General features: G+C 60.0%; 17 protein-coding genes. 12 read left to right on the top strand and 5 right to left on the bottom strand.

Annotated elements, in window-relative coordinates; translation table 11 throughout:
• Nucleotides 1–10 precede the first annotated feature (10 nt).
• Nucleotides 11–2,080, bottom strand: coding sequence for an ATP-dependent helicase (locus GGR30_RS17870; protein ID WP_183489030.1), 2,070 nt, complete (start codon nt 2,078–2,080; stop codon nt 11–13).
• Nucleotides 2,081–2,263: 183 nt separating this feature from the next.
• Here GGR30_RS17870 and GGR30_RS17875 point away from each other — a divergent pair, with 183 nt between their 5' ends.
• The 10 genes from GGR30_RS17875 to GGR30_RS17920 all read left to right on the top strand — a co-directional run bounded on the left by GGR30_RS17875 (nt 2,264) and on the right by GGR30_RS17920 (nt 11,723).
• Entirely contained in the window at nt 2,264–3,025 is a 762-nt protein-coding gene (locus tag GGR30_RS17875; protein WP_183489034.1) for an ImuA family protein, read from the top strand.
• Nucleotides 2,940–4,463, top strand: coding sequence for a Y-family DNA polymerase (locus tag GGR30_RS17880; protein WP_183489036.1), 1,524 nt, complete (start codon nt 2,940–2,942; stop codon nt 4,461–4,463). Before GGR30_RS17875 ends, GGR30_RS17880 begins: the two co-directional genes overlap by 86 nt.
• Nucleotides 4,460–7,720, top strand: a complete 3,261-nt coding sequence (locus tag GGR30_RS17885; RefSeq protein WP_183489039.1) for an error-prone DNA polymerase — start codon at nt 4,460–4,462, stop codon at nt 7,718–7,720. Before GGR30_RS17880 ends, GGR30_RS17885 begins: the two co-directional genes overlap by 4 nt.
• Before the next feature lie 370 nt (nt 7,721–8,090).
• Nucleotides 8,091–8,411 (top strand): DUF736 domain-containing protein, encoded by a 321-nt coding sequence (locus GGR30_RS17890; protein ID WP_106312870.1) that lies wholly within the window; start codon nt 8,091–8,093, stop codon nt 8,409–8,411.
• A gap of 227 nt (nt 8,412–8,638) precedes the next feature.
• Entirely contained in the window at nt 8,639–9,070 is a 432-nt protein-coding gene (locus GGR30_RS17895) for a hypothetical protein (RefSeq protein WP_183489042.1), read from the top strand.
• A 207-nt stretch (nt 9,071–9,277) separates the two neighbouring features.
• Entirely contained in the window at nt 9,278–9,487 is a 210-nt protein-coding gene (locus GGR30_RS17900) for an antitoxin VbhA family protein (RefSeq protein ID WP_183489045.1), read from the top strand.
• On the top strand, nt 9,484–10,398 hold the full coding sequence (locus GGR30_RS17905; RefSeq protein WP_183489048.1) for a Fic/DOC family protein: 915 nt from the start codon (nt 9,484–9,486) through the stop codon (nt 10,396–10,398). Before GGR30_RS17900 ends, GGR30_RS17905 begins: the two co-directional genes overlap by 4 nt.
• Before the next feature lie 275 nt (nt 10,399–10,673).
• Nucleotides 10,674–10,847, top strand: a complete 174-nt coding sequence (locus GGR30_RS17910) for a hypothetical protein (protein WP_183489051.1) — start codon at nt 10,674–10,676, stop codon at nt 10,845–10,847.
• 227 nt (nt 10,848–11,074) lie between these two features.
• Nucleotides 11,075–11,371, top strand: coding sequence for a type II toxin-antitoxin system RelE/ParE family toxin (locus tag GGR30_RS17915; protein WP_018065843.1), 297 nt, complete (start codon nt 11,075–11,077; stop codon nt 11,369–11,371).
• A gap of 4 nt (nt 11,372–11,375) precedes the next feature.
• A complete protein-coding gene (locus GGR30_RS17920) occupies nt 11,376–11,723 on the top strand; it encodes an addiction module antidote protein (RefSeq protein ID WP_183489054.1) in 348 nt (115 codons plus the stop codon).
• A 72-nt stretch (nt 11,724–11,795) separates the two neighbouring features.
• Here the strand turns inward: GGR30_RS17920 and GGR30_RS17925 are convergent, their stop codons facing one another.
• From GGR30_RS17925 to GGR30_RS17940, 4 genes are read right to left on the bottom strand one after another with little or no spacing between them, the layout of a single operon-like run.
• Nucleotides 11,796–12,047, bottom strand: coding sequence for a WGR domain-containing protein (locus tag GGR30_RS17925; protein WP_183489057.1), 252 nt, complete (start codon nt 12,045–12,047; stop codon nt 11,796–11,798).
• Between the two features lie 2 nt (nt 12,048–12,049).
• Nucleotides 12,050–13,915, bottom strand: coding sequence for a type IV secretion system DNA-binding domain-containing protein (locus GGR30_RS17930; RefSeq protein WP_183489060.1), 1,866 nt, complete (start codon nt 13,913–13,915; stop codon nt 12,050–12,052).
• Nucleotides 13,912–14,166, bottom strand: a complete 255-nt coding sequence (locus tag GGR30_RS17935; protein ID WP_132314382.1) for a conjugal transfer protein TraD — start codon at nt 14,164–14,166, stop codon at nt 13,912–13,914. The genes GGR30_RS17930 and GGR30_RS17935 overlap by 4 nt, the downstream gene beginning before the upstream one ends.
• Complete coding sequence (locus GGR30_RS17940) at nt 14,129–14,368, bottom strand: TraC family protein (RefSeq protein WP_183489063.1); 240 nt, start codon at nt 14,366–14,368, stop codon at nt 14,129–14,131. Before GGR30_RS17940 ends, GGR30_RS17935 begins: the two co-directional genes overlap by 38 nt.
• Nucleotides 14,369–14,576: 208 nt before the next feature.
• On the opposite strand from GGR30_RS17940, the gene traA reads away from it, so the two are divergent.
• On the top strand, nt 14,577–18,332 hold the full coding sequence (traA, locus tag GGR30_RS17945) for a Ti-type conjugative transfer relaxase TraA (protein ID WP_183489066.1): 3,756 nt from the start codon (nt 14,577–14,579) through the stop codon (nt 18,330–18,332).
• 128 nt (nt 18,333–18,460) lie between these two features.
• On the top strand, nt 18,461–18,964 hold the full coding sequence (locus GGR30_RS17950; RefSeq protein ID WP_183489069.1) for a DotD/TraH family lipoprotein: 504 nt from the start codon (nt 18,461–18,463) through the stop codon (nt 18,962–18,964).
• Nucleotides 18,965–18,972: the final 8 nt, after the last annotated feature.

Genomic DNA, 18,972 nt, shown 5'->3' on the forward strand with positions numbered 1-18,972 from the left:
CCTGTCCCCCTCAGCGCCACATCCCGCGCATCCGCGCGCCGACATCGAGACGCACCTGGCGCGGGCCCGCGTTGCTCTGTTGCCCCGGTTTCACCACCGGCCATGTCCTGTTCTCAAAATGCTGCAACAACATAGCGGGAATGAACCGGGTTCGCGAGGCATAGACAGGCCTGTCGCCGGTCGAGGACTGCCCGTGCGTGAAGAAGCGCTGGGGAACGACAAGGTTCAAACTGTCCCGCGCTCGCGTCATCGCCACGTAAAGCAGGCGCCGCTCTTCCTCGATGTCGTCGGTCGTGCCGACGCCGAGATCGGAGGGAATGCAGCCGTCGACGGCATTGAGGACGAAGACCGAGCGCCACTCTTGGCCTTTGGCCGAATGGATGGTCGAAAGGATCAGATAGTCCTCATCGAGCAGCGGAACACCGGCCTGGCCGGAGGTGGCGTCCGGAGGGTCGAGCGTCAGCTCGGTCAGGAACCGTTCCCGTGACGGATAGCCGGCGGCAATGTCTTCAAGCTGCAGAAGATCGGCACGGCGCATCTCGAAGTCTTCATGGATGCGCTCCAGATACGGCTCATACCACGCCCGGACCCGGCCGAGCTCCGCGGGCCAGCCCATGTTTGATTGGCGGAGTTCCGTGACCAAAGACACAAGACCCGGCCAGTCAGCCGCCGCACGCGAGGGCGCCGGCAAAGTCGCGAGGGTCTCGACCGGGTCAGCTGTTTCCGCGATCGCATCCAGCGCGGTTTGCGCCGAGGCCGGTCCGACACCTGGCAAGAGCTGCATCAGCCGGAAGCCCGCCACGCGATCGCGCATGTTCTGGGCAAACCGGAGGGCTGCCAGCATGTCCTTTACATGGGCGGAATCGAGGAATTTCAGGCCGCCGAACTTCACGAAGGGAATGTTGCGGCGGGTGAGTTCCACCTCCAGCGGTCCGCTATGGTGGCTTGCCCGAAACAGCACGGCCTGATCCTTCAGCCGCATGCCACCCTCGCGGTTGTCGAGGACCTCATCGGCAATGAACCGCGCCTGATCGCCCTCGTCGCGAACCGTCACAAGCCGCGGCTTTTCGGTTGAGACGCGGTCGGTCCAGAGATCCTTGGTGTAGCGCTCCTGGGCAAGGCCGATGACGCCATTGGCGGCCGCGAGGATCGGCTGCGTCGACCGGTAATTGCGGTCGAGCGTGATCACCTCGGCCTTCGGCGAGAATTCATTCGGAAAGTCGAGGATGTTGCGAACCGTGGCCGCCCGGAACGAATAGATCGACTGCGCATCGTCACCGACAACGGTCAGACCCCGCCCTCCAAGTTTGAGCGCCATCAGGATCGAGGACTGCAGGCGGTTGGTATCCTGATATTCATCGACCAAGACATGATCCCAGCGTCCGCCGATCTCATTCGCAAGCACCGGGTCGCCCATGGTCTGCGCCCAGTAGAGCAGCAGGTCATCGTAATCGAGGACGTTCTGGATCTGCTTGGCCTCGACATAGGCCGCAAACAATTCCCTCAGCTCCTTTTCCCAGGCCGTGCACCACGGAAAGTTCGCTCTCAGGATTTCCGCGAGCGGCGCCTCGGCGTTGACGGTGCGCGAATAGATCGAAAGGCAGGTGCCCTTGGCCGGAAACCGGTTTTCTGTCTTCGAGAAACCAAGGTCGTGCCGGGCGAGGTTCATCAGATCGGCCGAATCCTCGCGGTCATGGATTGTGAACTGCGGATCGAGACCGAGCTCGATCGCATATTCGCGCAACAGCCGGGCGCCGATTCCATGGAAGGTACCGGACCAGGCTAGTCCGTCGGCCATGATCCCGGCCCTGTCACCAAGCGCCTTCGCGCAGATCCGCTCGACGCGTCTGCCCATTTCGGCCGCGGCGCGCCGGGAAAAGGTCATCAGCAGGATCCGGCGAGGATCGGCGCCGGAGATGACGAGCTGGGCCACGCGATGGGCAAGCGTGTCAGTCTTGCCGGACCCCGCGCCTGCGATGATCAGCAGCGGTCCGCCAATGGCGCCATCAGGCAAATCCATGCCATGCAGAACTGCGGCTCGCTGATTTTCGTTCAATTTTTCGAGATGCGCCGCGCTCATGCCGTTTTGCCTCAAGCCCTTGTGATTCAACGATGCGCGCCTTGCACATCGGTGTTCTGTCCCGGCTGCCGTCCACAGGGCCCGCCAATGGTGCCGATTGACTCAATACCGGGAAAAGAACAAATAAGGAACATACCGGAGAATTCCGCCGTTGCAAAGTCCTGAAGGAGACAGTCCGACCTCATGCCGAACCCCGCCGTCAGTCCCGCCATCGCAGAGCTTCGGGAGCGCATCGCGCATCTCGAAGGACCGGGCGGACGTGCGCGCTCGGTCCTGCCCTTCGGTCTGAAGGACATAGATCGCAAACTGCCGGGCGGCGGTCTGGCGCTCGGCTGTCTCCATGAGGTGGCGGGTGGCGGCAATGGCGCCGTCGATGGCGCCGCAGCCGCGCTGTTCGTGGCCGGCATTGCCGCACGCACCCGAGGCAAGGTGCTCTGGGTGGTCACGCGTCCCGATCTCTTTGCACCGGCAATCGCCCAAGCCGGGCTTCAGCCCGACCGCGTGATCCATGTCGAGGCTGGCGACGAAAAGGCATTACTCGCCTGTTTCGAGGAAGGGCTTCGCCATGGCGGGCTTGGCGCGGTTGTCGCCGAAACGGCGCGTCTTTCCATGACGGCCTCGCGCCGTCTTCAACTGGCGGCTGAGACGTCCAACACCATTGGGCTGGCACTGCGCCGATGGCGACGGCAGACCGAGGCGGGCGATTTCGGGCAGCCGACGGCGAGCGTCACCCGCTGGCGGGTTTCCGTCCTGCCCTCGCGGCCTCTGCCTGTTCCAGGCCTTGGCCGCGCGCGCTGGCTGGTAGAGCTCATCCGATGTCGTGCCGGCGAAAGTGCTGATTTTGAACTGGAGGCGTGTGATGACACGGGTCGTCTCGCTCTTCCTTCCGAGGTGGCCGACGGATCGCCTCAGAAGGAAGTCGGGCGACGCATCGCCTCCCGCTGATGCGCCGCTCGTCATGGTCGGCCGCACCGGCCGCCGCCGTCTGATCACGGCACTCGACGCCAATGCCGAACAGCTTGGTGTCCGTATCGGCATGGCCGTCACCAAGGCGCAAGCCCTTGTGCCGGGCCTGGTGATCGCCAATTCAGATCCTGCCGCCGAGGCTGAGGGGCTGAACAAGCTGGCGCTCTGGGCGCTTCAGCGGGTTTCGCCCGTGGTCATGGCCGATCCGCCGGATGGTCTGGTGATCGATACGACCGGCGCCGATCATCTGCATGGCGGAGAGGACGCCATGCTTGCCGACATGGTCCGGCGCTTTGCAGCGGCCGCCGTCGAGGCGCGTGCTGCGGTCGCGGACACTTGGGGCGCCGCGCATGCCGCAGCCCGGCTTCTGGCTCGACCCACGATCGTCATTCCACCGGGAGAAACCGAGGCGATGCTGCGAACCTTGCCGCTTTCAGCACTCAGGCTCGATCCCAGTAAGGTGTCCGACCTGCACACACTCGGCTTCGAGACTATCGCCGAGCTGCTGGATCAGCCGCGCGCACCGCTGACCCTGCGCTTCGGCCCGGAAGTCGTCCGGCGGCTGGACCAGGCGCTTGGTCGGATAGCCGAGCCGGTCGATCCGATCCGCTCGCCGGAGCTGGTCGAAGTGCGCAAGGCCTTCGCCGAGCCCATCGGCGCCCCGGAGACAATCGCCCGCTATATCGGGAAACTCGCAGACGCCCTCTGTCTTGAACTCGAAAAGCGCGGCCTTGGCGCACGGCGGCTGGATCTTCTTTTCCACCGCGTCGATAGCACCATGCAGTTCATCCGCGTCGGCACTGCCCAGCCGGTGCGCGATCCTCGACGCCTTGTCCGCCTGTTCCGCGACAGGTTGGAGACCGTTGATCCGGGCTTCGGGATAGAGATCATGGTGCTGGTCGCGATCCAAGCCGAACCGTTGCGTGAGAAGCAGACGATCTCCTCCCTGATTGAGGAGCCAGAGGCCGATGTTTCCGACCTCGTCGATGTCCTCGCCAACCGCGTCGGCGAACATCGGCTTTGCCGGTTCGTGCCGGTTCAAAGCGATGTGCCCGAACGCTCGGTCGCCCGCATTGCTCCGCTTGCGCCGGAGACCGGACTCACATGGGACGGCGACTGGCCGCGCCCCCCACGGCTGTTGCCAAGACCGGAGCCGATCGAGACCATGGCGCTTCTACCGGATCACCCTCCGGTCTGGTTCACCTGGCGCGGCGTGCGCCGTCGTATCCGTCGTGCCGATGGACCGGAGCGGGTCCGTGGCGAATGGTGGAAGCGGGATGCCGAACTGACAGCCGTCCGCGACTATTTCCGGGTTGAGGACGACACCGGCGAGCGCTACTGGCTGTTTCGCTCCGGCGACGGCGAGCATGAGGATAGCGGCTCACACCGCTGGTTCATCCATGGGATCTTCGGATGACCGGGCCGCGCTACGCCGAACTGCAGGTGACCACGCATTTCTCGTTTCTGCGCGGAGCGAGCAGCTGCGAGGAACTGTTCGCCCGCGCCGCAGACCTCGGCATCGAGGCCATCGGTGTCGTTGACCGCAATTCGCTGGCTGGCGTCGTGCGGGCATTCGAAGCTTCACGGCAGACCGGCGTCCGGCTGGTGGTCGGCTGCCGCCTCGACCTTGCCGACGGCCTGCCGGTCCTCGTCTACCCGACCGACCGGGCCGCCTATGCCCGGCTATGCCGATTGCTGTCGCTCGGCAAGAAGCGGGCCGGCAAAGGCAAGTGTCACCTCGAATGGACCGACCTCGTCGCCTATGGCGAGGGGCTAATTGCCGTCCTGGTACCGGATCGGGCCGATGATGACTGCGCCATGCATCTGCGCCGCCTGCGGGAAGCTTTCGGGGATCGCGCCTATCTGGCGCTGACACTGCGACGGCGGCCGAACGATCAGCTCCGGCTCTGGCAACTTTCGAACCTGGCTGCCGCAACGCGGGTCCCGACTACTGTCACGAATGAAGTTCTCTTCCACGCGGTCGGCCGGCAGATGATGCAGGATCTCGTCACCGCGATCCGGCACAATGTCACCATCGATGAACTCGGTCATCGCCGCGAGCGTTTTGCCGATCGCTACCTGAAGCCGCCGGAAGAGATGCACCGGCTGTTCGACCGCTACCCGGAAGCGCTCGCCCGCACGATCGAGATCATGGACCGGTGCAGGTTCTCGCTCACCGAACTCGCCTATCAATATCCGGAGGAAAAGCTCTTTCCGGATCTCAGCCCACAGCAGGCACTGGAAAAGCTCACCTGGGAAGGTGCCGCCGAGCGCTATCCCGAAGGCCTGCCCGACAAGGTGCGTTCCAAACTCAACCATGAGCTGGCGCTGATCGAGAGGCTGGACTATGCGCCCTACTTCCTGACGGTGAATGCGATTGTCCGCTTTGCCCGCTCCAGGGACATTCTCTGTCAGGGTCGGGGATCGGCCGCCAATTCCGCCGTCTGCTATGTTCTCGGCGTGACCTCGGTCGATCCGGACCGCAATGATCTCCTGTTTGAACGCTTCGTCTCGGAGGAACGGCGCGAGCCGCCGGACATCGATGTGGATTTCGAGCACGAACGCCGCGAGGACGTCATCCAGTGGGTCTATCAGACCTATGGCCGCGAGCGGTCCGCGCTCTGTTCCACCGTCATCCGCTACCGCGCCAAGGGCGCGCTCCGTGATGTCGGCAAGGCGCTCGGCCTGACCGAAGACCTGACCAAAACGCTGTCGTCACAGGTCTGGGGCTGGTCCGAGGGCGTCGAGGAGAAGCACGCCCAGGAACTGAACCTCAATATGGGCGACAGACGTCTGCGGCTCGCTTTGGAGCTTGCGCGACAACTCGTCGGCACGCCGCGCCATCTCTCCCAGCACCCGGGCGGCTTTGTCCTGACCCGCGACCGGCTTGATGAACTGGTGCCGATCGAGCCAGCGGCCATGGAAGACCGGCAGGTCATCGAATGGGACAAGGACGATATCGACGTTCTCAAATTCATGAAGGTCGACGTGCTGGCCCTCGGCATGCTCTCCTGCATGCGCCGCGCCTTCGACCTGTTGGCGGAATACAAGGATATCCGGTTGGATCTCGCCACCATCCCGGCCGAGGATCCACGCACCTATGCGATGATCCGCAAGGCCGACACGCTCGGCACATTCCAGATCGAAAGCCGGGCGCAAATGGCGATGCTGCCTCGCATCAAGCCGCGGACCTTCTACGATCTCGTCATCGAGGTCGCGATCGTCCGGCCCGGGCCGATCCAGGGCGATATGGTCCATCCCTATCTGCGCCGGCGCGAGGGCAAGGAAGATGTGACCTATCCGAAGCCCGAGCTCGAAGCGGTGCTTGGCAAAACGCTTGGCGTGCCGCTGTTTCAGGAGCAGGCCATGCGGGTTGCCATCGACTGCGCCGGGTTCACTGCCGGCGAGGCCGATCAGCTCCGCCGCGCCATGGCAACCTTCAAGCACACCGGCGGGGTATCGAAATTCGGCGCCAAGCTGATCGATGGCATGGTCGCCAATGGTTATGAGCGCGAATTCGCGGAGCGCACCTTCAGGCAGCTTGAAGGCTTTGGCTCCTATGGTTTTCCGGAAAGCCATGCGGCAAGCTTCGCGCTGATCGCCTACGCCTCATCCTGGATGAAGTGCTGGCACCCGGATGCCTTTTGCTGCGCGCTGCTCAATGCCCAGCCGATGGGATTCTATGCCCCGGCCCAGATCGTGCGCGACGCCCGCGACCACGGCGTTGAAGTCCGTCCGGTCTGCGTCAATGCAAGCCGATGGGATTGCACGCTGGAACCGACGAACCGCGACGACGGGCGTTTTGCCGTCCGCCTTGGGCTACGGCTGGTGAAGGGCCTCGCCAATGCCGAAGCCGCCCGGCTGGTCTCCTGTCGGGAAGACACGCTGTTTGCTTCGGTCGACGATCTCTGGCGTCGCGCCGGTATTCCTGCCGCCGCTCTGGTCGAACTCGCCGAGGCCGATGCATTCAGGCCGTCACTCGGGCTTGCCCGCCGCGAGGCGCTCTGGGCGATCAAGGCCCTCAGGGACGAACCGCTGCCGCTCTTTGCCGCTGCTGCAAGGCGTGAGGCCGGTATTGTACCCGAGCAGGCCGAGCCGGAGCCCCTTCTCAAACCCATGGAGGCCGGCCGGGAGGTGGTCGAGGATTACGGCCATCTGGGCCTGACCCTCAGGAAGCATCCGGTATCGTTTCTGCGGTCGAAGCTGACCCGACAGCGGTTCAGCTCCTGTGCCGAAGCCGTCTCGCTGCGCGACGGTCGCTGGGTCGACCTCGCTGGCCTCGTTCTTGTCCGCCAGCGACCGGGCTCGGCGAAGGGTGTGATGTTCATCACGCTTGAGGACGAAACCGCCGTGGCCAATCTCGTCGTCTGGGCCAAGGTGTTCGAGAAATACCGCCGCACCGTTCTCGGGTCCGGCATGCTCGGCGTTAAAGGGCGGGTCCAGCGAGAGGGCGAGGTTGTCCATATCGTTGCCCGCGAGCTAATTGATCTATCCGGCGAGCTTGCAAGCGTCGGCAGCCGGGATACAGCCTTTCCGCTTCCTCACGGGCGCGGCGACGAGTTTCATCATGGGGCGGCGGCGCCTGATCCACGCGGCATGCCGAAGCCACGCGATATGTTCGACCCCTATGGGCATATCGATGAGATCAAGGTGAAGCCGCGTGACTTTCGATGATCGCTGCGAACCCCTTATGGAGGGAGTGCTTTCGATTGTGCTTTGATAGACACGCCCCGTGCTTCGTCGTCCATCCGGACTGTTTTCTTTCCGGTTGCGGCGCCTTTTTGCGCAAAGCTGATGCAACCTGCCATGGCGGAGGAATGTCTTGCCGTTGTTGCTGGGATCAATTGACGATGGGACTGTAAGACCCGGTGTCTGTCAGCAACGTCTCCGCCCCAAAAAAGACGGTTTCCGCCTTCGGCAAACCCTCCGTCTTTTTGTGTTCTCCGCCGCCCTTCGCTTCGCTGCGGCCCTGAAGGGTGCAGTCATCCTTTTCCGGTCCTTCCTGGCGTCCCTGTCAATTCGATCAAACAACGGAGACATACCAATGGCAGACCTGATCAACTTCATCCGCTTCAACGACAACGGCACTTTGGAAGGCAACATCGCCGCACTGGACTTCGACTTCGACATCACTGGCGAAGAGCTCAACAGCACGAACCCGAAAGCGCCTGTCTACCGCTTGTATGGCGTATCCCCGCGAGGCCGGAAGATCGAGGTTGGCGGCATCTGGCGTCAGACGAACCAGAACGGCGAAGAGTATCTGCAGCTGACTGCTGCGACCCCGAGCCGGGCTTTCCGTGCAAACCTCGGCAAGTTTCCCGGCCAGGACGACGATGACCTGATGACCGTGATCCCCTGGAGCTAAGGCTCCACCGGCGCGGCGGTATCCGCCGCGCCGGTTCTGGCAAATCCGCGCCGACCTGAATAGTCCGCACTTGTGTCCCAGCCCTACTCAAATTAAGTATCATGCATTGAGAAATGCCCGCCATTATCAAGTCAACGACCGACGCCCGTGGGGGTGTCGTGGTTCATGACGGACTTTGACGCATATAAAAGAAGCACTAAGTGGGCTTGAACAGCTGTCGCGAGAGAATGACCAGAGACGAGATCATAAAAGGGCTGGGTGCGCAGCCACACGACCCGTTTGTGTGGTTCGAGGGACCACCGGTTCTGGAGCAAATACCCCCAGGAACTGTGGGTGTTAACGCTCTCAAGGTGGCAAGCGCCATCGAGAACCGGCCGAGCCGCTACGTGCACTTGCTGCCGATATTGCGCATGAGCCTGATCGGGCTGATCTATGATCCGCAGCTCGATGGCGGCATCTTGCCCCTCCAAATGCTTGCCGACCGTCTTGGCGTCAGCCGGTTTACGATCCCGCGCAACTGCGTCGTGCTTGAGGAGATGGGGCTGTTTTATAAGGTCACGAAGAACGGCCGCTACGCTGTCGAGCCTGATACGGCGTTGGTCGTGTTTCATGACCTGTTCGTTCCGTTGCCGGCGAAACGGCTCCGCAAAGACGATTGATGCACAGCGATAGCTGGGTCAAACATATAAAAAACAAGAGAATTATTCTTCTGGTTCTGGTAAAGTTGGCATGGTCAATAGACCTACGCTGGATTTGTCGACCAAGAGCGAGAGTGGATAGCAGGGCCGTGCCGGTTCAAGGGTTGAGAGATTCCAGGAAGACCGGCCTGACTGCAAAACCTCACCGATCTGAAGAAGGAAAAGACCATGGCGAGCACCCTTGAAAAGACGCGCATCTCCGATGCCGAAATGGAACAGCGACGCCGGCTGGTCAACAGCGCCGATCATTCCAATGCCATGGAAGGCCTGAAGCGCGATCCTGCCACCGACCAAATTTTCGAGGCTTTCATTCGCGGCGAGATCGAGGCCACCGACATCGTTCCGATGCTCAAAGAGTTCCGCGCCGCCAACGGATGACGAACTACGCTTACGAAAACCGTACCCTCAAGAACATCGATGGCTTAACCGATCACGCCAAGCTCTCTGCCGTTGAGGCGGAACGGGTTGCGGGCCGGCTCATCGAACTGCGTCTTGGGGGTGGGCCGCAGCCGACCTTTGATGCCCGGCATCTGAAAGCGCTTCACCATCATCTTTTTCAGGACGTCTATGAATGGGCCGGGCGCACCCGAGACGAGTGGGTACAGCTTTCTGATGGCACTGTCGCGACCATGCCGAAAATGCAGAAGATTGATGGCGAGCAATTCGCGATTGGACCGGCCATTTCCAGCGCACTGAACCGATTTTCCGACGACCTGCGCGGTCAGAATTTCCTGCGCGGTTTCGACAGGGAGACGTTTGCCGACCAGGCCGCAGTCTACTTTAATCGGCTCAACTCGATTCATCCGTTTCGCGAAGGCAATGGCCGGGCGCAGAGGGAATTCATGACTGCGCTGGCGAAGAACGCCGGTCACGAACTCAATTTTGATGTCGTGTCGGCCGAGCGCATGGCGCAAGCCAGTATTGCCGGTCATGAACGCGGCGATGTGGATGCCTTGAAGCGTATGTTCCGCGAGATCTCTGATCCTGAACGTGTGCAAGCCTTGGAGAAGGCACAGAATTTCCTGACCTCGCAAGGCTTTGACTGGCAAAATCGCTATATGGCAACGACTGAGCCTGGCCGTCGCTATGATGGCGTTCTGGTCGGGGTCGGCGGGTCGGATTTCATGATGCATGACAAGCAGAATATTCTCGTCGGCAAGACAAAAGACCTGCCAAGGCCGTTGCCCGAGCAAGGGCAGCATGTGACGTTCGAAACGCCACAGAAGACCCGCGCGAACGTCCGAGAGGGTAGGGGGCGTGACGACGACTTTGGCCACGGCCTCGGCTAAAATCCCATCCTTGTGATTTTGCTGTGCAGATTGCCGGCTGGACGCCGGATTCGGTCGCGGCCCTTAGGCCGCGGTTCTCTTCTTTTTCTGCCGGGATAGAGTACGGCTCCTTAGTCAGCGTCAATGACGAACGGTGCCCCCAATTTTGCCGCTGCCCTGCGGGCAGCAACAAAATCGGCACCCCCATTCACCGGCCTTGCCGGTCGCTTCGCGATCATTGACACTGCCCTGCGATCACCGGTGGCCGGTTTCCGTCAACAAAAGGAGACGGAAACATGACGACTATCGATCAGATCAATGAACTTCGCGCCGAGCTGACGAACTGCGACTTCTCAAAGGCCGAGCGGCAGGATGCTGAAGCAGAACTTGAAAAGCTGGAAGCACTGGTAGCAGCAGAGGAGCTTCAGTTTGAGCAGGACTTGGCAGCCTGGAACGCTGACCGCGAATGAGGGCAGTTTCAGGAAGGCTGTCAGCCTTCCTGTTCTCTAGCCGACACCCGAAAAGCCGAATATTTTGAGCGCTGAAGCTGCTATTCCGTGCGCCAGTTCAAAATAGAAAGCTTGAAGTCAGGAAAACTATCGAACCGACAAATCGAGCAATGCTGCACGAATACGTAACATGAGCAGGCTGTGACTTATAGTTTGCAATTTAGCCCGGTGTGACCTATAGTAGGCATATGGTCGAGTTAATCAAAACGGCAACATTTGATCGCTGGCTTTCGAGCCTAAAAGACCGAACTGTAGCCGCAAAGGTCGCCGCTCGCCTCGTGCGACTTTCAATGGGCAATCCCGGTGATGTGGAGCCCGTGGGATCGGGGATTTCCGAGCTTCGAATTCACTACGGCAAGGGATATCGAGTTTACTATATGAGGCGCGGCGAGTTGATTATCGTTTTGCTTTGCGGCGGCGACAAGTCGACGCAGAAAAAGGACATCAAGGCCGCAAAAATGCTGGCCGACGAGTGGAAGGATTGAAACTATGGCAAGGGAAGTTTTTAGCCGTTTCGATGCGGCCGATTACCTGAAAACCAACGAAGATATTGCTGCCTTCCTGGATGCCGCGATGGAAGAAGGCGGAGACGATCCTGAGTATATCGCTGTCGTTCTTGGAACCATTGCGCGAGCGCGCAATATGAGCCAGTTGGCGCGTGACACCGGGCTTTCTCGGGAAGGTCTTTCGCGCGCGCTTTCCGGCAACGGGAACCCGACAATGGCAACGTTGATGAAAGTGGCCAAAGCGCTCGATCTTAAAATTCAGGTTGTTCCTGCCTTGTCTGCAGGAGCAGCTTCGAGTGCTTCAGAACATCGAGCCGCTTCCCAAGTGTAGTCCTGCCGACCTGCTGCGCGGAAGGGCGTTTGATGCCTGTTGATGGCGTGACCACCGTGCGTCAACCACGGGTCAGTCGCGGTAGCCGCGCTTGCGCTTGCTTTGCTCCAGAATGGCGAGTGCATCATGGGCCTGTCCGGCCGAGGTGAACCAATCGAGCTTCAGCTGACCGCTGGTCCCGATCCGGCCCCAGCGGCGCACAAGGCACCAGTCTCCGAACAGGCCGCCCTCGATACTGAGATGATAGAACCGCCACTTATTCGTGGCCGGCTCGATGCGGCGCAGGAGCACTTCAGTCGGGAAAAGATCAAACTGTCCCAGCATCTTTAAATCCCCGGCAATTGCCCATCGAACAGGTCGAGCGTGTCGCCTTCTACCATCGCGGTGTTCCTGGGCGTGTCGACCGGCTCCATTCCCTTGAGAACGTCAATGGCCTCTTTCGGATAGTTTGCGCCACAGTCCGTCTGACCGGTCTCAATATCGTCGTCAGTCGTGAAACCTTCAAGTCGGCTGGCAGTGATAAGGTCGAGGGTCCATTGCGCTGGCGCTTGAGCATCGCGCGCATGGGGGAGGAAGGTATAGGGAACGCGCACCTTGTAGACGTCCTCGCCAATGCCCGTGACGAGGACATCGATACCGTTCTTGCGAGGCCCGAGCTGCGTCTCGAATTCGGAGCGCTCAATCGTGTTCTCGCGCCGCTCGTCGCGCACCCATTCCTGCCCGTTTCCGCGTGGCTCACGACGATTATAGACCACTGTGGCCTGACCGACATCGCTTTCAAGTCGCTGCGCGGTCGGTCCCGCATTCACTTTGGCGATGATCTTCGTTCCGACGATCGACATCCACGCGTCGGCGCGTTCGCGCCCATAGGTGTCACGGATCTGTGCAATATCCTGAACGCCGAGGCACACGCAAACACCCTTCGATCGTCCGATATCCAGTAGCGCGGAAAACCGGCTGATCTTCGGTAACTGGGCGAATTCGTCGACGAAAAACCAGATGCGGCGGAGCTTGGCGTCGCCAAGTTCCGGATCGGACACGATGCCGGAGGCAATGGTCAAAAACGCGCTGATCCAGCCGTCAGACTGGTCAGAAAACCGGCCAGACTTTTGCAGGATGACGGTGCGCCGATCTGTTTTGTAGAGCAGCCAGTCGCGCAACGAAAAGCGTTCCAGACCTTCATAATTCGCCCATGCCGTTGCAAGCAGACGCAGCGTGTTCGTATCAGCGGTGAGCGTCGAAAGCGTCGAGGCGACTTGTCGATAGTCAGCGTCCAGAAAGCGAACCGCATCGGGATGATAGCGATGCGCGACCTCAAGAAGTTCAAGATGGTCACGGCGCGTCTCGGCTACCAGATCGGCCCACGTCCACCTTCCAGGGTTCTCATGCATAAGGCGTATGGTGCACGCGGCCAGCACGGCACGAGCCGAGTTGGAAAAGAACCGATCTCTTGATTCAGGGATCAGTCGCGTGGACAGTTCAACGGCATCCTCTGCAATGCGCAGATCCTTGGCGATATCCCAGACATGCGAGCGCCGATCCTGCGGAGCAATGATGATTGGCTGCACCCTGGAACCATCCGGCTTGATCGTTGGCGGCAGCTTCTCGGTAAAGTCTCCCTTGATATCGAAGACGAGAACCTTGTCATGTCGCGCGATCGCGGAGACGATCAGCCCGATCATGGTCTGCGTCTTGCCGCCGCCAATGGAGCCAAAGATGATGAAGTGTCGCACCTCGCGCTCGAGCGCCAGCCGCCATCCGTTGAACCAGTGAAGGCCGTCCCTCTTGTCGATCTTTTCGGCTTTTGCGGCTCGCAGCAGTTCGGGCATGCTTGCGACGGTCCGGCCGGACTTGATCCATTTGTCCGGTGGCATGAGGAAGGCAATATAGCCGCCGATCAAAATAGCAATGATGCCTGTCACGAGCGTGGCAGTCACCAACCATTGGAGTTTAGACAGATCGGCCGGGACATAGCCGAGTGCCTGAATGAAGTGACTTCGGCAAAGATCGGAGGACCAGAATTTGAGGCAGTCGACCAACTGCGAAACCGATAGGCGGTAGGCCGATCCGTTCGGGGCGTTCCATGAACGAAGCGCAAAAAAATAAACCCAGACAAGTGCCGAGATGCCCACAAGGAAGAGACCGGCATAGAGCAGAATAGCAAATTCGGAACGTCTGGGTTTGGTGATCATTGGCGCAACGCCTCGCGACCCAGCTTGATCATTTGTTCGCGAAGTCGAGCGTCACCCTTTCTCCGATTTCCTGTCAGCAGAACGCCAAGAATGTAGGCGCGGTCCTCATCTCCGAGGCTTGCTTTGATGACCAGTCCGCCAAGCTCGATCTTGTGACGGGTGTCTTCGCTTCGTTCGCGCTTGCGCATTTTTCTATACTCGCCTTGCAGGGTGCTAAGCGTTCTGCGCAACGCCAGAAGGTCGCTGTTCATCCTCCCGCCCGGCGCGAAAGGAGTGAACCATCTCGGCAAATGCCGCCTCAAGTTCATTCTCCGAAAGATCAAGGGTTTCGACGCCGGCCTTCATGGCGATTTGTCCAATCCTGAGTGCTTCCTTTTCTTCAGCTTCGCGCAGCTGCTTTTGCAGAGTTCTGATCTGGTCACGGATCGCGGAAGGGGATTTGGCGCGGGCCATGTTTTTCTCCTTTTCGGCATTGAACGGTGAGAAGATTGCAGCGATGTTCTGTGTTTGTAAACACCGATGATGCATGAAAATGAACCCATGCGATGTAAGGTGGATCGGCGCAGCCGATACCGCACTCCGTCATGCGAACAAAACGATCGTTTTGTTAAATGCGCACTTATACATTGTTTTCAACAATGTAAGATGGTACGCGGGTTCCATGGCGATCTATCATTTGCGCGCTCATCAGATATCCCGTGGCAAAGGGCAGAGTGCCGTTGCTGCCGCAGCATACCGCCACGCGACACATATGAACGTCGCACGCTCTGGCGAGATCGCCGACTACAGCCGAAAGAAGGGCTGTATCCACAGTGAAGTCGCATTGCCCGAAGGCGCCCCGCGGTGGATACATGCGTGGCATGATCGATATTCGCCACATGAGCTTGCCGAGCATTTCTGGAACCGTGTCGAAACCAGCGAAAAGCGCGATGACGCTCAACTCGCGCACGAGTTCGTCGTCGCGCTGCCCGTTGAGTTGTCCGTAGAGCAGAATAAGGCTCTGGTTCGTGACTTTGTGCGGGATCAGTTCGCGGCCCGCGGGCAGGTGGCAGACTGGAACTATCATGATGCTACAGGCAATCCGCATGTTCACATCATGGTGGCGTTGCGGCCGCTGACAGAGACAGGTTTTGGCCCAAAACGGGTTCCGGTTCTTGATGGTGACGGTGAACCGGTCCGAAGGCCGCCAAAGGTCGAGGGTCAAAAAGGGGAGATCGTCTATCAGCACTTCGCAGGATGGAGGGACCGTCTTCCCGAGATCCGCGCGGCGTGGTCACAGGAGGTCAATCGTCATTTGGTCGAGCATGGCTATGACACGACGGTCGACCATCGCAGCTTTGAAGATCGGGACATTCCGCTGGAGCCGACGACGCATCGCGGTCCCGCCGTTGACGACATGGAAGCGCGCGGCATTCAGACCGAGATGGTGCAGCAGCACCACCAGGTCATGCGTGAGAATTTCCGCAGGCTGGCGGAAGATCCTTCGCTTGTTGTGAAAATGATCACGGCGGAAAAGTCCGTCTTCGATGAGCGCGATGTTGCGAAGTTGATCCACCGGTATGCGTCAACGTCTGAAGAATTTACAGGACTTTTCCTGCGGGTTGGCGCGCTCGATAACCTTGTGACGCTTTCCCAGGAAATCCGCGACCCGTTCACGAACAAGCTTCTTGAGCGGGAGAAAATGACGACGCGAGACGTTCTGCATATGGAAGCGCGGATGATCGACGGCGTGCGTCAGCGCGCGACGGATCAGTCGTTCGGCGCCCCGCCGCGTCGTGTCGAGAAGGCGCTTGCGGAATTCTCGAAGTCGCATGGATTTTCTCTTTCCGACGAACAGGCAATGGTGGTCCGCGCCGTCACGTCCGATCGCGGCGTTTCGACGGTGGTCGGCTATGCGGGTGCGGGTAAGTCCACGGTGATGGATGTCGTGCGGCAGGTGTACGAAGGGCAGGGGCGGCGTGTTGTTGGCGGTGCGCTTGCCGGCAAGGCGGCCGAGGGCTTGTCTGAATCGGCGGGTATCGAGAGCCGGACGCTGGCGTCCTGGCGCATGTCGTGGGAGCACGACAAGCACCGCCTTCAGAAAGGCGACGTGTTCGTTCTCGATGAAGCCGGAATGGTCTCATCAAACGACATGGCGATGTTGGTTGATGCGGTGAACGCGGCACAGGCCAAGCTTATTCTTGTTGGAGATGCGCGTCAGCTTCAGCCTATTCAGGCTGGCGCTGCGTTTCGCGCCATTGCGGATAATACCGGGTTTATCGAACTGACCGAGGTGCGCCGTCAAAGCGAAGCTTGGATGCGGGACGCCTCCCTGGCATTTGGCCGCGGCGATAGTCGCGCGGCGCTTGAAGCGTATGCCGACAAGGGACACATCCATATCCTGAGCCATCGTGACGACGCCATGTCTGAGCTGGTTGGAGCATGGGGTGCCGATTGGCGTGCAGGCGCCGATACACTGATGCTGGCGCACACCAAGGACGCGGTGTTCAGTCTGAATGAACGGGCACGCCATATCATCAAGGCGCACGGGGGGCTTCAAAACGAAGTGTCGTTTGACGCGGTGCGTGGGCCGCGCGCTTTCGCCGTTGGCGACCGGCTGTTGTTCCTGGAAAATGATCGCGACCTTGGCGTCAAGAACGGGATGCTGGCGACCGTTGAGAAAGCGAATGACGGCATTCTTGACGTTCGGCTTGACAATGGCAGGGCCGTTACGGTCAACCATGAGCATTACAATAACGTTGATTATGGCTACGCGACCACGATCCATAAATCTCAAGGATCGACTGTCGACCGGGTGCATGTGCTTGCCACACAGATGATGGATGCGCAGCTTTCCTATGTCGCGCTATCGCGTCATCGCCAGACGGTCACGCTTTATGCAGGTCGGAATGACTTTCCTGAAACCACGGATTTGCTGGACACGCTGTCGCGCGACCGACTCAAGGATTCAACATTGGCCTATGAGCATACGCCCGACTATCAGCTCGAACGTGACGCGTTTGTGCGGCGGCGCGACCTTCCGGACATTGGCGAACTGCGCGATCTTTGGCGTCGATCGCTCGATGCCATGCGTTCGCGGTTCGCGGCTATTGGGGAACGGTTCAGGGCAATCTCCGAGCGGCTTTCGCTTGCGCGTCCACAAGCCGTTGAAGTCTCGTCAAATGTCCCGCCTGCCGCCGGCGCGCGGGCTGTTGAGGCTAAAAGGGAGATCAGGCTTCCCGAATTGACGCCAGCGGTCAGTAAGGCGCTTTCCCGGCTTTCGGAAGTGGACCGCAACACGAAAGGCTATAGCGGCAAACGGGGGCGCTGGTTCCGCGCTGCCGAAACCGAGCTGACGCAGATGTCGTCAGCAACCGATCTGGTCATGTTCAATGACCAGATCGCAGCGCTCGTTTCTCCGGTTGAGGTTCGATCTCTCGGTCGCGATCCGGATGAGAACAAGTTTCAGTCACTTGTCGCGCATCTTCCGCCATCGGCGCAGACCTTCATCAAGGAAAATTGGCAGCTCGTGCATGTCGGTCAGCTGGCCGCAGACGACAAGAGCCGCGTTGATGTTGCGTCCGTCATGGTCACGGAGCGGCGCGATGCTGGCCTTGAGGCCGATTATGAAAAGGAGCGGGCACGTTATCGCCTTCCGGATGAACCGCTTATTCCGGCCGTGACGAAATGGCCCGTTTCGGTCGAAGCCGTTGCCCGTGATCCTGCCAATCAGGCGGCCGTCACCAAGGCCCTGCACCAGTCTGCGCTTCAGAACATGGGCAAGGTCTGGCGCGATCCGGCCGCGATCCTCGACAAGCTGGCGGCGGCGGTGACGGATGGCTCTGATGTCATTCAGGTCCTCAAAGCGATGGACGAAAACCCGGCATCACTAGGCGATTTGCACGGCAAAACAAACTTCCTGGGGCGTCCTGATGAGGAGCGGAAAGCAGCACTTGCGGCGGTGATGCCGGCGACCAGTAGCGCTGATGCCTTTGTCGGATCATTGAAGGTGAGCATTGAGGGTGCCGAAAAGTCGGAGAGAAAGCTGCGAAGCCAGATGGCCGCGCCAATCGACGGACTGTCGCCGGCCGCCAAAGATGTGCTGGCCTCTCTGTCGGAAGCCTCCAGTCTTCCGGAACGCTCTGACGAACGTCGCGCTCTTGAAAGGGCGGCGGTCGAGGACAGGGAAGCGATCGGCCAACTACGGGGTGTCGCTCATGATATCAGTGCAAGGTTTGGTGACGGCAGTGGTGTGCCGGACCGGGATATGATCGCACGTGCGATGCCGGATCTTTCTCCAGAAGAAAGATCGGGGATCTATCGTGATGCCCGCCAGATCTGCGCTGCCTATGACAGGTGTGTTGAGATCGATCGGACACAACGGCGCGAAACTCGCCTCGAGCACGAGAAGTCGCGGTATCATTCTATCGGGAGATAAGCGCTCCAAAATCGGCAAGAATGGTGACGGATCGCCCTTTTGTTCCCTTGTATGTTGCATCAAGGTGGCCATTGTGGTGAATTGCAGATGTAATACGCTGCAGTTTCCGCACCGCAAGAGGTTTTCCCATGCGCATCGCGATCAGCCTGGCACTGGCTGTGCTCGCTGGCTGTACCAGCACAAGAGACACCCCGTCGGATTCCCCTACGATCAATTACATCGACAATCAAGTCCATCTCGTTCGAAGCGAGTTGAACGACGCGGCGCTCTATCAAAATGTCCTGGAGCCGCGCGCTACCAATACGGTTGAGGTGCGCAATCCGGAGATTGCCCAAGGCCCGCTTATGAAGATCGTTCATGCCGAATGGCAGGGAACGTTGGATGAACTGACAACGCGGGTTGCCAGCGAAGTGGACTATAGCGTGTCAGCGTCCGGGGAAAAGTCCGGCGCTCCGATTTTGATCTCGACCAATTTCTACAATCTGACGGCCTTGGGATTGCTTCGGGAAGCCTATGGGCAGGCGAAGGGGCGAGCGCGCCTTGTGATCGATCAGGGCGCCAGACACATGACGATCTATTACGCTCGCCCTGAGCAAAGCCCGATCCCGCATCAGGAGGACCTCAAGCCGTGAGCCAGCCC

Origin of the sequence: Martelella radicis (genome assembly GCF_014196625.1) — a bacterium.
Lineage (GTDB): Bacteria > Pseudomonadota > Alphaproteobacteria > Rhizobiales > Rhizobiaceae > Martelella > Martelella radicis.